The organism is Streptomyces sp. NPDC029159, from assembly GCF_055564055.1.
This window is the reverse complement of the sequence record NZ_JBVHWT010000005.1, coordinates 96,265-110,604: the sequence shown is the minus strand read 5'-3', so window position 1 is coordinate 110,604 and position 14,340 is coordinate 96,265. Positions and strand designations below refer to the sequence as shown.

The 14,340-nt window shown below is 72.3% G+C and carries 13 protein-coding genes; 2 read left to right on the top strand and 11 right to left on the bottom strand.

The genetic code is table 11. From position 1 onward, the window contains the following. Positions 1-109: 109 nt before the first annotated feature. Positions 110-1,498, bottom strand: coding sequence for a uracil-xanthine permease family protein (locus tag ACZ4U4_RS12725; protein WP_467872369.1), 1,389 nt, complete (start codon positions 1,496-1,498; stop codon positions 110-112). A 163-nt stretch (positions 1,499-1,661) separates the two neighbouring features. Continuing rightward, positions 1,662-2,117, bottom strand: a complete 456-nt coding sequence (locus ACZ4U4_RS12720; protein ID WP_467872366.1) for a phospholipase — start codon at positions 2,115-2,117, stop codon at positions 1,662-1,664. 194 nt (positions 2,118-2,311) lie between these two features. On the opposite strand from ACZ4U4_RS12720, the gene ACZ4U4_RS12715 reads away from it, so the two are divergent. Beyond that, a complete protein-coding gene (locus tag ACZ4U4_RS12715) occupies positions 2,312-3,028 on the top strand; it encodes a DUF5995 family protein (RefSeq protein ID WP_467872364.1) in 717 nt (238 codons plus the stop codon). Between the two features lie 120 nt (positions 3,029-3,148). On the opposite strand, the gene ACZ4U4_RS12710 is transcribed toward ACZ4U4_RS12715, so the two are convergent. From ACZ4U4_RS12710 to rpe, 9 genes are all read right to left on the bottom strand, one after another. Then, positions 3,149-4,840 (bottom strand): flavin monoamine oxidase family protein, encoded by a 1,692-nt coding sequence (locus ACZ4U4_RS12710; protein ID WP_467872361.1) that lies wholly within the window; start codon positions 4,838-4,840, stop codon positions 3,149-3,151. A gap of 71 nt (positions 4,841-4,911) precedes the next feature. Next, entirely contained in the window at positions 4,912-5,715 is an 804-nt protein-coding gene (locus ACZ4U4_RS12705) for a carbon-nitrogen hydrolase family protein (protein ID WP_467872358.1), read from the bottom strand. 247 nt (positions 5,716-5,962) lie between these two features. Continuing rightward, positions 5,963-6,418, bottom strand: a complete 456-nt coding sequence (locus tag ACZ4U4_RS12700) for an Lrp/AsnC family transcriptional regulator (RefSeq protein WP_030278633.1) — start codon at positions 6,416-6,418, stop codon at positions 5,963-5,965. Positions 6,419-6,428: 10 nt separating this feature from the next. Further along, positions 6,429-7,895 carry an amino acid permease gene (locus ACZ4U4_RS12695; RefSeq protein ID WP_467872354.1) on the bottom strand — a complete coding sequence of 489 codons (1,467 nt, stop codon included), beginning with the start codon at positions 7,893-7,895 and terminating at the stop codon, positions 6,429-6,431. 343 nt (positions 7,896-8,238) lie between these two features. Continuing rightward, positions 8,239-9,702, bottom strand: coding sequence for a GuaB1 family IMP dehydrogenase-related protein (locus ACZ4U4_RS12690; RefSeq protein ID WP_467872351.1), 1,464 nt, complete (start codon positions 9,700-9,702; stop codon positions 8,239-8,241). 100 nt (positions 9,703-9,802) lie between these two features. Next, positions 9,803-10,243, bottom strand: coding sequence for a barstar family protein (locus ACZ4U4_RS12685; RefSeq protein WP_467872349.1), 441 nt, complete (start codon positions 10,241-10,243; stop codon positions 9,803-9,805). After that, positions 10,240-10,695 carry a guanyl-specific ribonuclease gene (locus ACZ4U4_RS12680; protein ID WP_467872346.1) on the bottom strand — a complete coding sequence of 152 codons (456 nt, stop codon included), beginning with the start codon at positions 10,693-10,695 and terminating at the stop codon, positions 10,240-10,242. The genes ACZ4U4_RS12685 and ACZ4U4_RS12680 overlap by 4 nt, the downstream gene beginning before the upstream one ends. Before the next feature lie 100 nt (positions 10,696-10,795). Further along, the gene (locus ACZ4U4_RS12675; protein WP_467873116.1) at positions 10,796-11,785 is read right to left on the bottom strand and encodes a sugar-binding transcriptional regulator; all 990 of its coding nucleotides are present in this window, start codon (positions 11,783-11,785) and stop codon (positions 10,796-10,798) included. A gap of 204 nt (positions 11,786-11,989) precedes the next feature. Further along, a complete protein-coding gene (gene rpe, locus ACZ4U4_RS12670; RefSeq protein WP_391641936.1) occupies positions 11,990-12,670 on the bottom strand; it encodes a ribulose-phosphate 3-epimerase in 681 nt (226 codons plus the stop codon). Positions 12,671-12,853: 183 nt separating this feature from the next. Between rpe and ACZ4U4_RS12665 the strand changes: the two genes are divergently transcribed. Next, positions 12,854-14,299, top strand: coding sequence for a glyceraldehyde-3-phosphate dehydrogenase (locus ACZ4U4_RS12665; protein WP_467872343.1), 1,446 nt, complete (start codon positions 12,854-12,856; stop codon positions 14,297-14,299). The last annotated feature ends 41 nt before the right edge of the window (positions 14,300-14,340 follow it).

Here is a 14,340-nt window from a genome sequence, read left to right as displayed (position 1 = left end):
ACGGGGGTCGCGGCTCGGGGCGGGGCGGGGTCCGGACACGGAAAAGGGCGGGGCGGGCGCCGGGCTCTCGCCCGGGCCCGCCCCGCCCTGTCTGTCGGGGTCCGCGCCGTCAGTCGCCCTTGCCCTCGGCCCCGTCGTCGTACGCCGTGGTCCCCGCGTCGAGGAGCGGTGCACCGCGCCGACCGGCCGCGCGGGAGAGCCAGCGCAGGCTGTGGTAGCCGGTGAGGACGATGAGCGTGCCCAGGGCGATGCCGCCCAGCTCGAAGTTGTCGCTGATCTTCAGCGAGACGCCGCCGATGGCGATGACGATGCCCGCGGCCGCCGGGATGAGGTTCAGCGGGACGGTGAAGTCCACCTGGTTACGGATCCAGATCTGCGCGCCGAGCAGGCCGATCATGCCGTAGAGGATGACGGTGATCCCGCCGAGGACGCCGCCGGGGATCGCGGCGACCACCGCGCCGAACTTCGGGCACAGGCCGAAGAGCAGGGCGAACACCGCCGCCGCCGTGTACGCGGCGGTGGAGTAGACGCGGGTCGCGGCCATCACTCCGATGTTCTCCGCGTAGGTGGTGGTGGCGGGGCCGCCGACCGCCGTGGAGAGGACGGTGGCGGTGCCGTCGGCGACGATCGCCATGCCCATCTTGTCGTCCAGCGGGTCGCCGGTCATCTCCCCGACCGCCTTGACGTGCCCGGCGTTCTCGGCGACCAGCGCCACCAGGACGGGCAGGGCGACGAGGATCGCGGAGGCGGAGAAGTTCGGGGCGTGGAAGGTCGGCAGGCCGATCCAGTCGGCATGGGCGACGCCGGAGAAGTCGATGCGGAAATGGTCGGTGATCTTGCCGGAGCCGTCGGCGGAGTGGATCTGTCCGGCGGTGCGGTCCAGGACCCAGGAGAGCACATAGCCGAAGAGCAGCCCGAGGAAGATCGCGATCCGCGACCAGAACCCGCGGAGCGCGACCAGCGCAAGGCCGGTGAAGAGCATCGTGGCGAGCGCCGTCCACTGGTCCTGCGGCCAGTACGTCTGCGCGGTGACGGGCGCGAGGTTGAAGCCGATGAGCATGACGACCGCGCCGGTCACCGGCGGCGGCAGCACCGCGTGGATGACACGGGCGCCGAGGATGTGGATGGCGAGACCGCACCCGGCCAGGCAGGCGCCGACCACCAGCATCGCGCCGGTGAGGGTGCCCGCGTCACCGCCCTGGCCCGCGATGACCGCGGAGACGCCGACGAAGGAGAGGGAGGAGCCGAGGTAGCTGGGGATCCGGCCGCGGGTCATCAGCATGAAGAGCATGGTGGCGACGCCGGACGCCATCAGCGCGAGGCCCGGGTCCAGGCCCATCAGCACCGGCGCGACGAAGCACGCCCCGATCATCGACACGACGTGCTGGGCGCCGAGCCCGATCGTCCGCCCCCAGGTGAGGCGCTCCCCGGGTTTGACCACCTCCCCCGGCTCCAGGTGACGCCCGTCTCCGTGCAGCTTCCACCCGAAACCAGCCATGATCACTCTCCACTCTGCGACGCCCTGCACGTCACAGAGCCGAGGTGATTCATAGTCGAACGATCGCTTCTGGACAAACTGAATGCGGAAAGTGTCCGGGCCCCCACTCGGTGGTACCGCGCACGGCGGGCGGCCCGGGTGCTCCCGGACCGCCCGGGGCGGATCAGTGGCCGAACCGCTTCACGGCCTCGTAGTACGTCCACGCGAGCGCGTCGCAGGACTTCTTCTTGGTGCCGGTGTAGCGGGTGCAGGCCCGGCGGAGGTCGGCGTGGAACATGGAGTCGAGCCGGGGCTTGTTCGCCGCGAAGGTGCCGGCCGCCTTGTAGTTGCGGTAGCCGAAGTCGTGGTGGGCGCAGGACATCCGGAACGGGAAGCCGAAGGGGTTGTCGGGCGAGGAGGTGCAGTAGTCGGTGGACCAGTCGAAGCCGTACGCGGACCACTTCGCCCGGTGCGCGCGGGCGTCGGCCCACTGCGTGTAGCTGGCCGGGGCGGTCTGCGTCCAGCGCGTGAGGATCTGCGGTTTGTCGGCCGGTACGGCCTGTGCGGGGGCCGCCGCGACCATCGTCGCGGCCAGGGCCAGAAGCGGGGCGGTCAGGGCGGCGGTGCGCCGTCGGAACATGCCAACCTCCGGTGTCCGGCGCCGCGTCGGCACGGGTGCGTCCGCGCACGCCGGAAGTATGCGGTTCTCAAGGGCCGTTGCCCTCCCCGCCGCAGCGGCTGCGGTCACAAGAGGGCGCGCCGGTAATTACCCCGTTCCGGTCAAAGCCACACAGCTTCGTGCATAGTTCCCCCGGACGGTGCCACGCTGAGCCGATGACGACCACTCAGCGCCACGCCACGGCCCTCCCGTCCGCACGTGCGCCCCGCGGTCCGGCGAGCGCCCGGGCGCGGCTACGGGCGTCGGTGCGGGCGCTGCCGGACGGCGACGGCGTCGCCCTCTTCGCCCGCGCCTGCCTGACGGCGGCGCGGCGGCCGGACCCGGCGGACGGGGCGGGCCGCGGGCTCTTCCCGGGAACGGCGGGCGCGGGCGAGCTGGAGCTGCGGCTGGCCCGGCGGCTGGCGGCGGCGGTGGAGGCGGCGGCCGCCGGACTGCCGGTCCCGGCCTGCTGGCGGCCGCTCTTCCAGCTGCGCCACCATCCGGGCATCCGTCCGCTGCAGTTCGCGCTGGCCGGGCTGAACGCGCAGGTCGGGCACGATCTGGTGCGGGCGGTGGTCGACGCCTGCCGGGCACTGGGCTGCGAACCGGCCCGGCTGGAGGGCGACTTCGACCGGCTGGGCGTGGCGCTCGCCGGGCTGGAGGAGCAGCTCCGCGAGAGTCTCGCGCCCGGCCCCGAGGCGCTGGACGTCACCGATCCGCTGGCGCATCTGGCCGGGGCGTGGAGTCTGGAGCGGGCCCGGGAGGGCGCCTGGGCCGCGGCGCGGATGCTGTGGGGTGCGCGGCGGACGCCGGAGTTCGCGCGGGAGTGCGCCGAGCGGCTGGACGCCGGCACCGGTCTGGTGGGCCGCTGCCTCCTGACGCCGCTGGGCTGACGCACCACCGCCCGGACCGCTGGGCAGACGGTCCGGGCGGGGTGGTTCGGGGGCTGCCGGGAATTGTCAGGGTGGGTTCCTGACCATTCCCCGACGGCACCGGCGGTGGCGGGCCGGGGGTCAGTCCTCCGGGAGTTCCACCGGCGCGATCGTGTCGTAGAGGTCGCCGGGGCCGGGGTTGGTGGCGTCGGTGGCGCCGCCGAAGTGGTGCATGACGCCCCACACCGCGTTCAGCGCGGTCTGCACGGCGCCCTCGGCCCAGCCCGCCGTCCACGAGATGTCGTCGCCGGCGAGGAAGAGGCCGCGCTTGTCCTCGGGCAGGCGGTCCTGCATGAAGTGGGTGAACAGGCGCCGCTGGTAGCGGTAGTGGCCGGGCAGGTTGGCCTTGAACGCGCCCATGAAGTAGGGCTCGTTCTCCCAGGAGACGGTGACCGGGTTGCCGATGATGTGCTTGCGGATGTCGACCTTCGGATAGATCTCGGCCAGCGACTTCAGCATGACCTCCATCCGCTCGTTGGCGTCCAGCGGCAGCCACTTCAGGCTGTCGTCGCACCAGGTGTACGAGAGGCAGATGACGGCGGGCGCGTCCGGCCCGTTGTCGAGGAGGTAGGTGCCGCGGGTCATCCGGTCGGTGAGCGTCATCGACATGACGTCCCGGCCCGTCTCCTCGTCCTTGTCCAGCCAGAACGGCCGGTCCACGGGGACGAAGAGCTTGGACGACTCCATGTAGTGGGTGCGCTCCACCGCCGTCCAGTGGTCGATGGGGAGCAGCGCGTCATCGCAGTCGATCTTCGACAGCAGCATCCAGGACTGCGCGGTGAAGACCGCCGCCTCGTAGGTGCGGATGTCGCCGGTGGCGTCGGTGACGGTGATGCGGTTGCCGGCGGTGCGGTGCAGCCGGGTCACGGCCGGGCGGGGCGCGCCGCCGTGCAGCGAGGCGAGCGAGGTGCCCGGCGCCCAGTGGAGGATCTTGCCCGGCTCGCGCTCCCACAGGCGCAGCGGGAGCTGCTGGCTGCCGCCGACGATGCCGCGGTGGTGGTCGTCCGCCTCGGTGTAGACGACGCGGAGGATCTCCAGGATGGAGTTGGGGAAGTCGGTGTCCCAGCCGCCGGTGCCGAAGCCGACCTGGCCGAAGATCTCCCGGTGGCGGAAGGACTTGAACGCCTCGGAGTCGCAGAGGTAGCCGTAGAAGGTCTGGTTGTCGAGCTTGGCGACGAGGCGGGACCAGATCTCGCGGATGCGGGGCACGTCCCGCTCCCGGATGGCGCGGTTCATGTCGGAGAAGTCCGCGCCCTCCTCCAGGCAGGCGTTCCAGGCGTCCATGACCTGGTGGTAGACCTCGGGCAGCTCCTCGACGGTGCGGGCGTAGTGCGACTCGCCCTTGAGGTCGACGACGGTGGAGGGGGTGTCCGGCGCCAGCGGGTTGGGGAACGGCCGGGTCTCCAGGCCCACCAGGTCGATGTAGTGCTGGAGCGCGGTGGACGACGGCGGGAACCGCATCGCGCCCATCTCGGCGGTCAGCGAGGGGTCGCAGCCCTCGAAGCCGACGGTCCGCAGCCGCCCGCCGATCTCGTCCGCCTCGTAGACGACGGGCCGCAGGCCCATCTTCATCAGCTCGTAGGCGGTGACGATGCCGGAGAGACCGCCGCCGATGACCGCGACCTCCTTGCCGTGCTCGGTCGCCGGGACCTGGCCGAGGCCCGCCGGGTGCGCGAGGAAGTCGTCGTACGCGTACGGGAAGTCCGGGCCGAACATGGTGATCGGCGGCTGGGCGTCCGCGTGGTGGGCGGCGGTGGGCACCGTGGACGTCATCGGGTACGGCTCCTTGCAGGGCGGGGGGAACGGGGTGCGGGAGGGGCGGGCGCGGGCGCTCTGATCGGGCGTCAGCCGAGGGCGCCGTAGAGCCCCGGGCGCCGGTCGGCGAGGTAGGGGTTGCCGTCCCGGGACGCCCGCAGGAAGGCGGCGTCCACCTCGGCGGTGACCAGCTGCTCGCCGCGTCCGGCGCGGGTGCGGACGACGCCGTCGGGCCCGGCCAGACAGCTCAGCCCGACGAACTCGAACGCGCCCTCGGGGCCGGTGCGGTTGACGTACGCGACGTAGAGCTGGCTCTCGAAGGCACGCACCGGGATGACGGATTCGGCGACGAACTGGAAGGGGTGCATCTGGGCGGTGGGCACCAGCAGCAGATCGGTGCCGGCCAGCGCATGCGCCCGGACGTTCTCCGGGAACTCCACGTCGTAGCAGATCAGCAGGCCGATCCGGAGACCGGCCAGCTCCGCCTGGACGACCGGTTCGGCGCCCGGCGTGAAGTGCGCGTGCTCGAAGTCGCCGAAGAGGTGGGTCTTGCGGTACGTGGCGAGCCGGGCGCCGTCGGGGCCGGTGAGCTGCACGGAGTTGTAGACCTCGGGGCCCTCGGGGGCGCGCTCCGGGTAGCCGTGGGCGATCGCGATGCGGTGTTCGGCGGCGATCTCGGAGACCCGGCGGGCGGCGGGCCCGTGGGCGGTCTCGGCGAGGCGGTGGAGGTCGTCGCCGATGGCGTAGCCGGTGAGGAACAGCTCGGAGGTGACCAGCAGTCCGGCGCCGGCGGCCGCCGCCTCACGGGCGGCCGCCGCCAGGAGCGCCAGGTTGTGCGCCGGGTCGCCGGGCCTGCCCGAACTCTGGAACAGGGCGGTGCGCAGCGACGACATGGGACCCCTCGGCGGACGGTTCGCGGTGGACGCCATGACCGTACGGGCCCGCGCTGACCTGCGACAAGGCGCCTCCGTTGCGTCCCGATGAGCGATTTGTTGCGCGTATCGGGGGCGGTGCGGCGATTCGTTGCGGGGGCGGTTTCCGGGGTGCGCGGGGGTCTGCGGAGGCTGCGCGAAGGGGCGCGCGGAGGGGCGGTGCGCGCCGGGGCTCCGCGGCGGGCGCCGCCGCCCGGCCCGGCCGTCCTCAGCCCGGTGAGCCCGAGCTGAAGCGGCGCAGCAGCGGGGAGAGGACGAGGACGGACTTGGTGCGCTCCACGAACGGTTCGCCCGCGATGCGTTCCAGGACCCGCTCGAAGTGGCGCATGTCGGCGGCGAAGACCTGGACGAGGGCGTCCGCCTCACCGGTGACGGTGGAGGCGGACGCCACTTCCGGATAGCGCGACAGACCGCGGTGGATCGCCTCGGGCGAGGTGTTGCGGCTGCAGTACAGCTCGATGTAGCCCTCGGTCTCCCAGCCCAGCGCCGCCGGGTCGACCCGCACGGTGAAGCCGGTGATGGCGCCCTCGGCGCGCAGCCGGTCCACCCGGCGTTTGACGGCCGGCGCGGAGAGCCCGACCTCCTGGCCGATGTCGGCATAGCTGCGCCGGGCGTCCTCGGCGAGGGCGTGGACGATGCGTTCGTCGAGGTCGTTCAGTCGCACTGCGGGTGGATCACTTCTCTGACGGGGCCAGCCGGGAGCGGCGCATGCCGTACCCGAAGTAGACCACAAGGCCGACGGCCATCCAGATTCCGAAGACCGCCCAGGTCACCGGGGAGAGGCTGCCCATCATGTAGAGGCACAGCACGAAGCCGACCGCCGGGAAGAGCGGGGCGAGCGGGGTGCGGAAGGTGCGGTGCATGTCGGGGCGGGTCCGGCGCAGCACGATCACCGCGACATTGACCAGCGCGAAGGCGAAGAGCGTACCGATGCTGGTGGCGTCGGCGAGCTGGCCGAGCGGTACGGCGGCGGCCAGCACCCCGCAGAAGAGCGAGACGATGACGGTGTTGGCGCGCGGCGCACCGGACCTGGGGTGCACCTTGGAGAAGACCCGGGGCACCAGCCCGTCGCGGGACATCGCGAAGAGGATGCGGGTCTGGCCGTAGAGCACGGTCAGGACGACGCTGGCGATGGCGACGACGGCGCCGGCGGCCAGCAGCACGGCCCAGATGTCCTGTCCGGTGACCTCCTTGAGGATCCCGGCGAGCGCCGCCTCCGACCCCTGGAACCGCTGCCAGGGCAGTGCGCCCACCGCGACGGCGGCAACGAGGCAGTACAGCGTGGTGACGATGAGCAGCGACAGCATGATCGCGCGTGGCAGGTCGCGCTGCGGGTTACGGGCCTCCTCGCCCGCGGTGGAGGCGGCGTCGAAGCCGATGTAGGAGAAGAAGAGGGTGGCCCCGGCGGCGCTGACGCCCGCCATGCCCATCGGCATGAAGTTCGCGTAGTTGCCGGACTTCACGCCTTGGAGCGCGACACCGCAGAAGAGCAGCAGCGCGACGATCTTGATGGAGACCATGATCGTGTTGGCCCGGGCGCTCTCCTTGGCGCCGCCCAGCAGGAAGACCATGGCGAGCATCACGACGAGCAGTGCCGGGAGGTTGAAGATCCCGCCGCTGCCGGGCGGTTGGGAGAGCGCGGCGGGGATGGTGACGCCGATCGTCCCGGACAGCAGCTCGTTGAGGTACTGCCCCCAGCCGACCGCGACCGCCGCGACGGAGACGCCGTACTCCAGGATCAGACACCAGCCGCAGACCCAGGCGACCAGTTCGCCGAGGGTGGCGTAGGCGTAGGAGTAGGAGGAGCCGGAGACCGGGATGGTGCCGGCCAGCTCCGCGTAGGAGAGGGCCGAGAAGAGGGCGGTGATACCGGCGATGACGAAGGAGAGGACCACGGCCGGTCCGGCTTTGGGCACCGCCTCGCCGAGGACGACGAAGATGCCGGTGCCGAGGGTGGCACCGATGCTGATCATCGTCAGCTGCCACATGCCCATCGAGCGGCGCAGTGAGCCGCCCTCGCCCCGACCGCCCTCGGCGACGAGCCGTTCGACGGGCTTGCGCCGCATCAGCCGGGTGCCGAGGCCACCCGTGGACGGGGGCCGGGGATCGCTGCCCCCGGGGGACGCGCCGTGCTCCAACACTGGGGTGGCTCCTTCATCGCTGCCGGTCGGGGACGGGCGACGGCGACCGGCGGCGGTCGGCGTGCGGGCAGGCGGAACGCACCCGCAGCAGGAGACCGCCGAGCTGACGGTCCCCGCCACTCCACGTACAGCGCATGACCTTACGGGCCGCTCCTGACCTGCCGTAATGCAGGTTCCTTGCGCAACCGCGGCGGAACGTTGCGCGCCGCGCCGGGCACCGGTCGTTCGTTGCGCGCCCACCACCCGATCGTACGGGCGCCCCGCACCGGCCCGAGCTGCGAAAACGCCGCAGGGGCCGCGCGCCGAAGCGTTTCGGCGCGGGCCCCTGCGGGTGGTCCGGACGTCAGCTCCAGCTGTCGTGGAGCGGCTTGCCCTCGGCGTAACCGGCGGCGCTCTGCACCCCGACCACGGCCTTCTCGGCGAACTCGGCGAGCGAGGCGGCGCCCGCGTAGGTGCAGGAGCTGCGGACGCCCGCGATGATCGAGTCGATCAGGTCCTCGACGCCGGGGCGCGCCTGGTCGACGAACATCCGCGAGGTGGAGATGCCCTCCTCGAAGAGCGCCTTGCGGGCCCGGTCGTACGCCGACTCCTCGCTGGTGCGGTTGCGCACCGCACGGGCCGAGGCCATGCCGAAGCTCTCCTTGTACGGCCGGCCGTCGGCGGTGTGCTGGAGGTCGCCGGGCGACTCCAGGGTGCCGGCGAACCACGAGCCGACCATGACGTTGGAGGCACCGGCGGCCAGCGCCATCGCCACATCGCGGGGGTGGCGGACGCCGCCGTCGGCCCAGACGTGCTTGCCGTACTTCTTCGCCTCGGCGGCGCACTCCAGAACCGCGGAGAACTGCGGGCGGCCCACGCCGGTCATCATCCGGGTGGTGCACATCGCGCCCGGTCCGACGCCGACCTTGATGATGTCCGCCCCGGCCTCGATCAGATCGCGGACGCCCGCGGCGGCGACGATGTTGCCGGCCACGATCGGGACCTGCGGGTCCAGCGCCCGGACGGCCCGGACCGCGCTGATCATGGACTCCTGGTGGCCGTGGGCGGTGTCCACGACGAGGGTGTCCACCCCGGCGTCGAGCAGCGCCTTCGCCTTACCGGCCACATCGCCGTTGATACCGACCGCGGCGGCGATCCGCAGCCGCCCCTCGGCGTCGGTGGCGGGCGTGTAGAGGGTGGCGCGGAGCGCGCCCTTGCGGGTGAGGATGCCGACCAGCATGCCGTCCTCGTCGACCGCGGGCGCCAGCTTGCGGTTGGCGGCGTCCAGGCGGTTGAACGCCTCGCGCGGGTCGATGTCGGCGTCCAGGACCAGCAGGTCCTTGGACATGACCTCGGAGACCTGCGTGAAGCGGTCGACCCCGGCGAGGTCGTGCTCGGTGACCACACCGAGCGGGCGGCCGCCCTCGACGACGATGCCCGCACCGTGCGCCCGCTTGGGCAGCAGCGCCAGCGCATCGGCGACGGTCGCGACGGGCGACAGCACGATCGGGGTGTCCAGCACCAGGTGGCGGCGCTTTATCCAGGTGACGACGTCGGTGACGATCTCGATCGGGATGTCCTGCGGGATGACGACGAGCCCGCCGCGGCGGGCCACGGTCTCGGCCATCCGGCGGCCGGCGATGGCGGTCATGTTGGCGACGACCAGCGGGATCGTGGTGCCGCTGCCGTCCGGCGAGGAGAGATCCACGCCCTGCCGGGAGCCGACGGCCGAGCGGCCGGGCACCATGAACACATCGTCGTACGTCAGGTCGTACGGCACCGAAGAACACTCTTCGAGGGCGCCGTTCTTCGGGTTCAGGAATCGCATACCCGCCAGGATACGGGCCACCACCTGCGGTGATGCGATCATCCGACGAGCCGCTGCGACGGGCTGTGGGAAGCGACGAACCGGGCGCCCGGCGGGCGTCTCAGGCGGGCCGGGCCGGGCCCCGGGCGAGGATCACGGCGAGGCCGGTGCCGGTGTCGCGCCAGTAGGCGACCGCATCGGCGATGACGTTCTCGACGACGTGCCAGTCCTCGGGTGCGGCCGCGGCGAACTCCTGCCAGCCGGTGATCACCAGCAGCCGTCCCCGGGCGGCCGGGCACCACGACAGATCGGTCAGGCAGTCGGCGAGTGCGTCCCAGTTGTGCCCGAACCAGTCGGGAAAGCGCAGCGCACGGGCGCAGCGGTCGAGGAAGGCGGCCTTGTCCCGGACGCCGGTGAGGTCGAGGTCCGCGCCCTGCCAGCCGGCCGCGGCGGCCGCGGTGAGCGCATCGGCCACCGGGCGCCCGGCGGGCCAGGACAGCACACCGGGCGGGGTGGAGCCGCCGAGCACGTTCGCCAGCGGCCGGGGCACGGGGGCGGTCACCGCAGCACCGCCTTGAAGGTCCGGTAGTGGTCGGCGGTGTAGTAGGTCTCGTGGTGCCCGCCGGTGATCAGCCGCCGCGCCCCGCGGTCCCGGGCGCCCGGGGTGGGCACGGTGAACTCGTGGTAGTAGCCCCGCGCCTGCCCCGGCAGCCGCTTCTCGTAGTTCCCGAAGACGGTGCCGTCCTTGTGCGGGTACGGGTACGGGCCGCCGGCGTCGATCAGCCGCAGCGTCTCGCGGGCCTCGTTCGGCAGCTCCCGCTCCGTGACCGTCGCCATGCCGTGCGCCCAGCCGGGGGCACCGGCCGGACGGGAGGCGGTGGTGCGGGTGGCGGACGGGCCCGGGGAGGCGGCGGAGCCGTGGCCCGGACCGCAGCCGGTCAGGACCAGCAGCAGCCCGGAGAGCAGGGCCGCGAGGGCGGTGGCGGCCGGGCGGACGGAGAAGCGGATCTTCATGGCGCCGATGCTGTCACAGCGGGGGCCGGGCCGCCGTGCCGGTTCCCCCGCTGCGGTAGGGCGGCGGCGCCCGGCGGACTCCGCCGCCGGGCGCCGGCCCTCAGGCGCCGTCCGGGTCGGTGCGCTCCAGGGCCGGGCGCGGGCCCGGGCCGGTCTCCAGCAGCAGGTGGTCGGCGGCAGCGGTGTCCGTGACCAGGCTGGTCACCAGGCCGGAGCGGAGCACCGCGCCGATCGCGGCGGCCTTGCGGCGGCCGCCCGCGATGGCGACGACCTCGGGGATCCGGCGCAGCCGGTCCGCCTCGACGGTGATGCACCGCTCGCCCAGATCCCGGCCGATGCGGCGGCCCTCGGCGTCGAAGAGGTGCGCGGACATCTCGGCGGCGGCGCCCAGCGAGGCGTAGTGCGCGCGCTCGTCGTCGCTCAGCATGTCGTAGACGGTCGAGACGCCGGGCTCCCAGGAACCGATGGAGACACAGGCGACGGTGACCTTGTCGAAGTGCTCGAAGGCGCGGGCGATACCGGTCTGGCCGCGCAGTGCGGCGGCGGTCGCCGGGTCCGGCAGCAGCATCGGCGCGTAGATCGGGTGCGCCTCGCCGCCGGAGACCTCGGCGGCCCGGCGGACCGCCTCGACGGAGCCGCGGTCGGCGGTCCCCGCGTCGTAGACGCCGGTGAGCTGGACGACGGTGCACGGCGGGAGGCGGTGCAGCGCCGCCGCCATGTGGATGGTGGAGCGGCCCCAGGCGAGGCCGAGCACATCGCCCTCGGTGACCAGCTCGCCGAGGAGGTCGGCGGCGACCTCGCCGAGGTTCTCCGGGTCGGCGGCGTCCTCGGAGGCATCGGCCGGGGACTCGACGACGACGGCGTGCCGCAGGCCGTAGCGGGCGCGCAGCGCGTCGGAGCGCTCGGCGTCCAGCTCGGACGGCACCCGGATCTCGATCCGTACGAGATCCCGCTCCAGCGCCGTCTCCAGCACCCGGGCGACCTTGAAGCGGCTGACGCCGAACTCCTCGGCGATCTGGATTTTGGACTTGCCCTCCAGATAGAAACGGCGGGCCATGGCCGCGGCCTGCACCAGCTCGGCGGGGCCCATACCGGACTGCGGGCGGCTGGCTACCACGAAAATCTCCCCTGTGCGCATCTGATCGAGTCTTTGCTCATCCTTGCAGAAACCCGCGGCGGACGGGGACCACGACCGCCCCGGGGCCGTGAACGGCCGGTGGCGGCACGGACAACCACGGGCGGGGCGAGGATGAAAGGAGCGGCGGCGGGCCGGAGTTCGCCCCGCCGCCCGGGATCAGTGGGCGCAGCCCCAACCCGCCGGGGTCGCCGCCACCGCCTGCTCCCGCAGCTCGCGGACGGCCTTGGCCGGGTCGTCGGCGCCGTAGACGGCGGATCCGGCGACGAAGACGTCGGCGCCGGCCTCGGCGCACCGCTCGATGGTGGACGCCGACACCCCGCCGTCCACCTGGAGCCACATCTGGAGCCCGTGCCGGGAGATCAGCTCACGGGTGCGGCGGATCTTCGGCAGCATGATGTCGAGGAACGCCTGACCGCCGAAGCCCGGCTCCACGGTCATGATCAGCACCATGTCCAGCTCGGGCAGCAGGTCCTCGTACGGCTCGATCGGCGTGGCCGGCTTGAGGGCCATCGACGCCCGCGCGCCCTGCGCCCGGATCTCCCGTGCCAGCCGGACGGGGGCGGCCGCCGCCTCCGCGTGGAAGGTCACCGAGCCCGCGCCCGCCTCGACGTACTGCGGGGCCCACCGGTCCGGGTCCTCGATCATCAGATGGAGGTCGAGCGGGGTGTCCGTCGCGCGGCTCAGCGACTCGACAACCGGCACCCCGAGCGTGAGATTGGGCACGAAGTGGTTGTCCATCACGTCGACATGGAGCCAGTCGGCGCCCTCGACGGCCCGCGCCTCCTCGGCGAGCCGGGAGAAGTCCGCGGACAGGATGCTGGGGTTGATCAAGGCCATGTGACCAGTATGGCCTGCCGCCCCGGAGCCTTCGCGGGGTGCCCCGGAGCCGCTCCGGCGCGGGGCGCGGCCCCGGACGCGCCGGGTCCGCGCCCCGCGCTCCCCCTCGGACACCGGCCGGAGTATCGAATTTGCGTCGGGTTAGCATATGAGCACCGCCTAGCTCGATCGAGAGATAAGCCTGTGACTGTCAACGACGACTCGTTCACCAACTGGAAGAACCGCGAGGAGATCGCGGAGTCGATGATCCCGATCATCGGGAAGCTGCACCGCGAGCGGGACGTGACCGTCCTGCTGCACAGCCGCTCCTTGGTGAACAAGTCGGTGGTCAGCATCCTCAAGACCCACCGCTTCGCCCGGCAGATCGCCGGTGAGGAGCTGTCGGTCACCGACACCCTGCCGTTCCTCCAGGCGCTCACCACGCTCGACCTCGGCCCCTCCCAGATCGACCTCGGCATGCTCGCCGCGACGTACAAGGCCGACGAGCGCGGCCTGAGCGTCGAGGAGTTCACCGCCGAGGCGGTCGCCGGCGCCACCGGCGCCAACAAGATCGAGTGCCGCGAGGGCCGGGACGTCGTCCTGTACGGCTTCGGCCGCATCGGCCGCCTCGTGGCCCGCCTGCTCATCGAGAAGGCCGGCTCCGGCAACGGTCTGCGGCTGCGCGCCATCGTCGTGCGCGGCGGCGGCGCCGACGACCTGGTCAAGCGCGCCTCGCTGCTGCGGCGCGACTCCATCCACGGTCAGTTCCAGGGCACGATCACCGTGGACGAGGCGAACGGCACCATCGTCGCCAACGGCAACGAGATCAAGGTGATCTACGCCAACGACCCGTCCGAGATCGACTACACCGACTACGGCATCAAGGACGCCATCCTCATCGACAACACCGGCAAGTGGCGCGACCGCGAGGGGCTCTCGAAGCACCTGCGCCCCGGTGTCGACAAGGTCGTCCTGACCGCCCCGGGCAAGGGCGACGTCCCGAACATCGTCCACGGCGTCAACCACGACATGATCAAGCCGGACGAGCAGATCCTGTCCTGCGCCTCCTGCACCACCAACGCGATCGTCCCGCCGCTGAAGGCGATGGAGGACGAGTACGGCGTCGTGCGCGGCCACGTCGAGACCGTCCACTCGTTCACCAACGACCAGAACCTGCTGGACAACTACCACAAGTCGGAGCGGCGCGGCCGTTCGGCGCCGCTCAACATGGTGATCACGGAGACCGGCGCCGCCTCCGCCGTCGCCAAGGCGCTGCCCGACCTGAAGGCGAAGATCACCGGCAGCTCGATCCGGGTGCCCGTGCCGGACGTCTCCATCGCGATCCTCAACCTCCAGCTGGCCCGCGAGACCACCCGCGAGGAGGTCCTCGACCACCTCCGCGAGGTCTCGCTGACCTCCCCGCTGAAGCGTCAGATCGACTTCACCAGCGCCCCCGACGCCGTCTCGAACGACTTCATCGGCTCGCGCCACGCCTCGATCGTCGACGCCGGCGCCACCAAGGTCGAGGGCGACAACGCCATCCTCTACCTCTGGTACGACAACGAGTTCGGCTACTCCTGCCAGGTCATCCGCGTCGTGCAGTACGTCTCCGGCGTCGAGTACCCGACGTACCCGGCCCCGGCGGTCTGAGCACCCACCGCCTGCGCACGGCGAAGCGGCCGGCGAGCGAC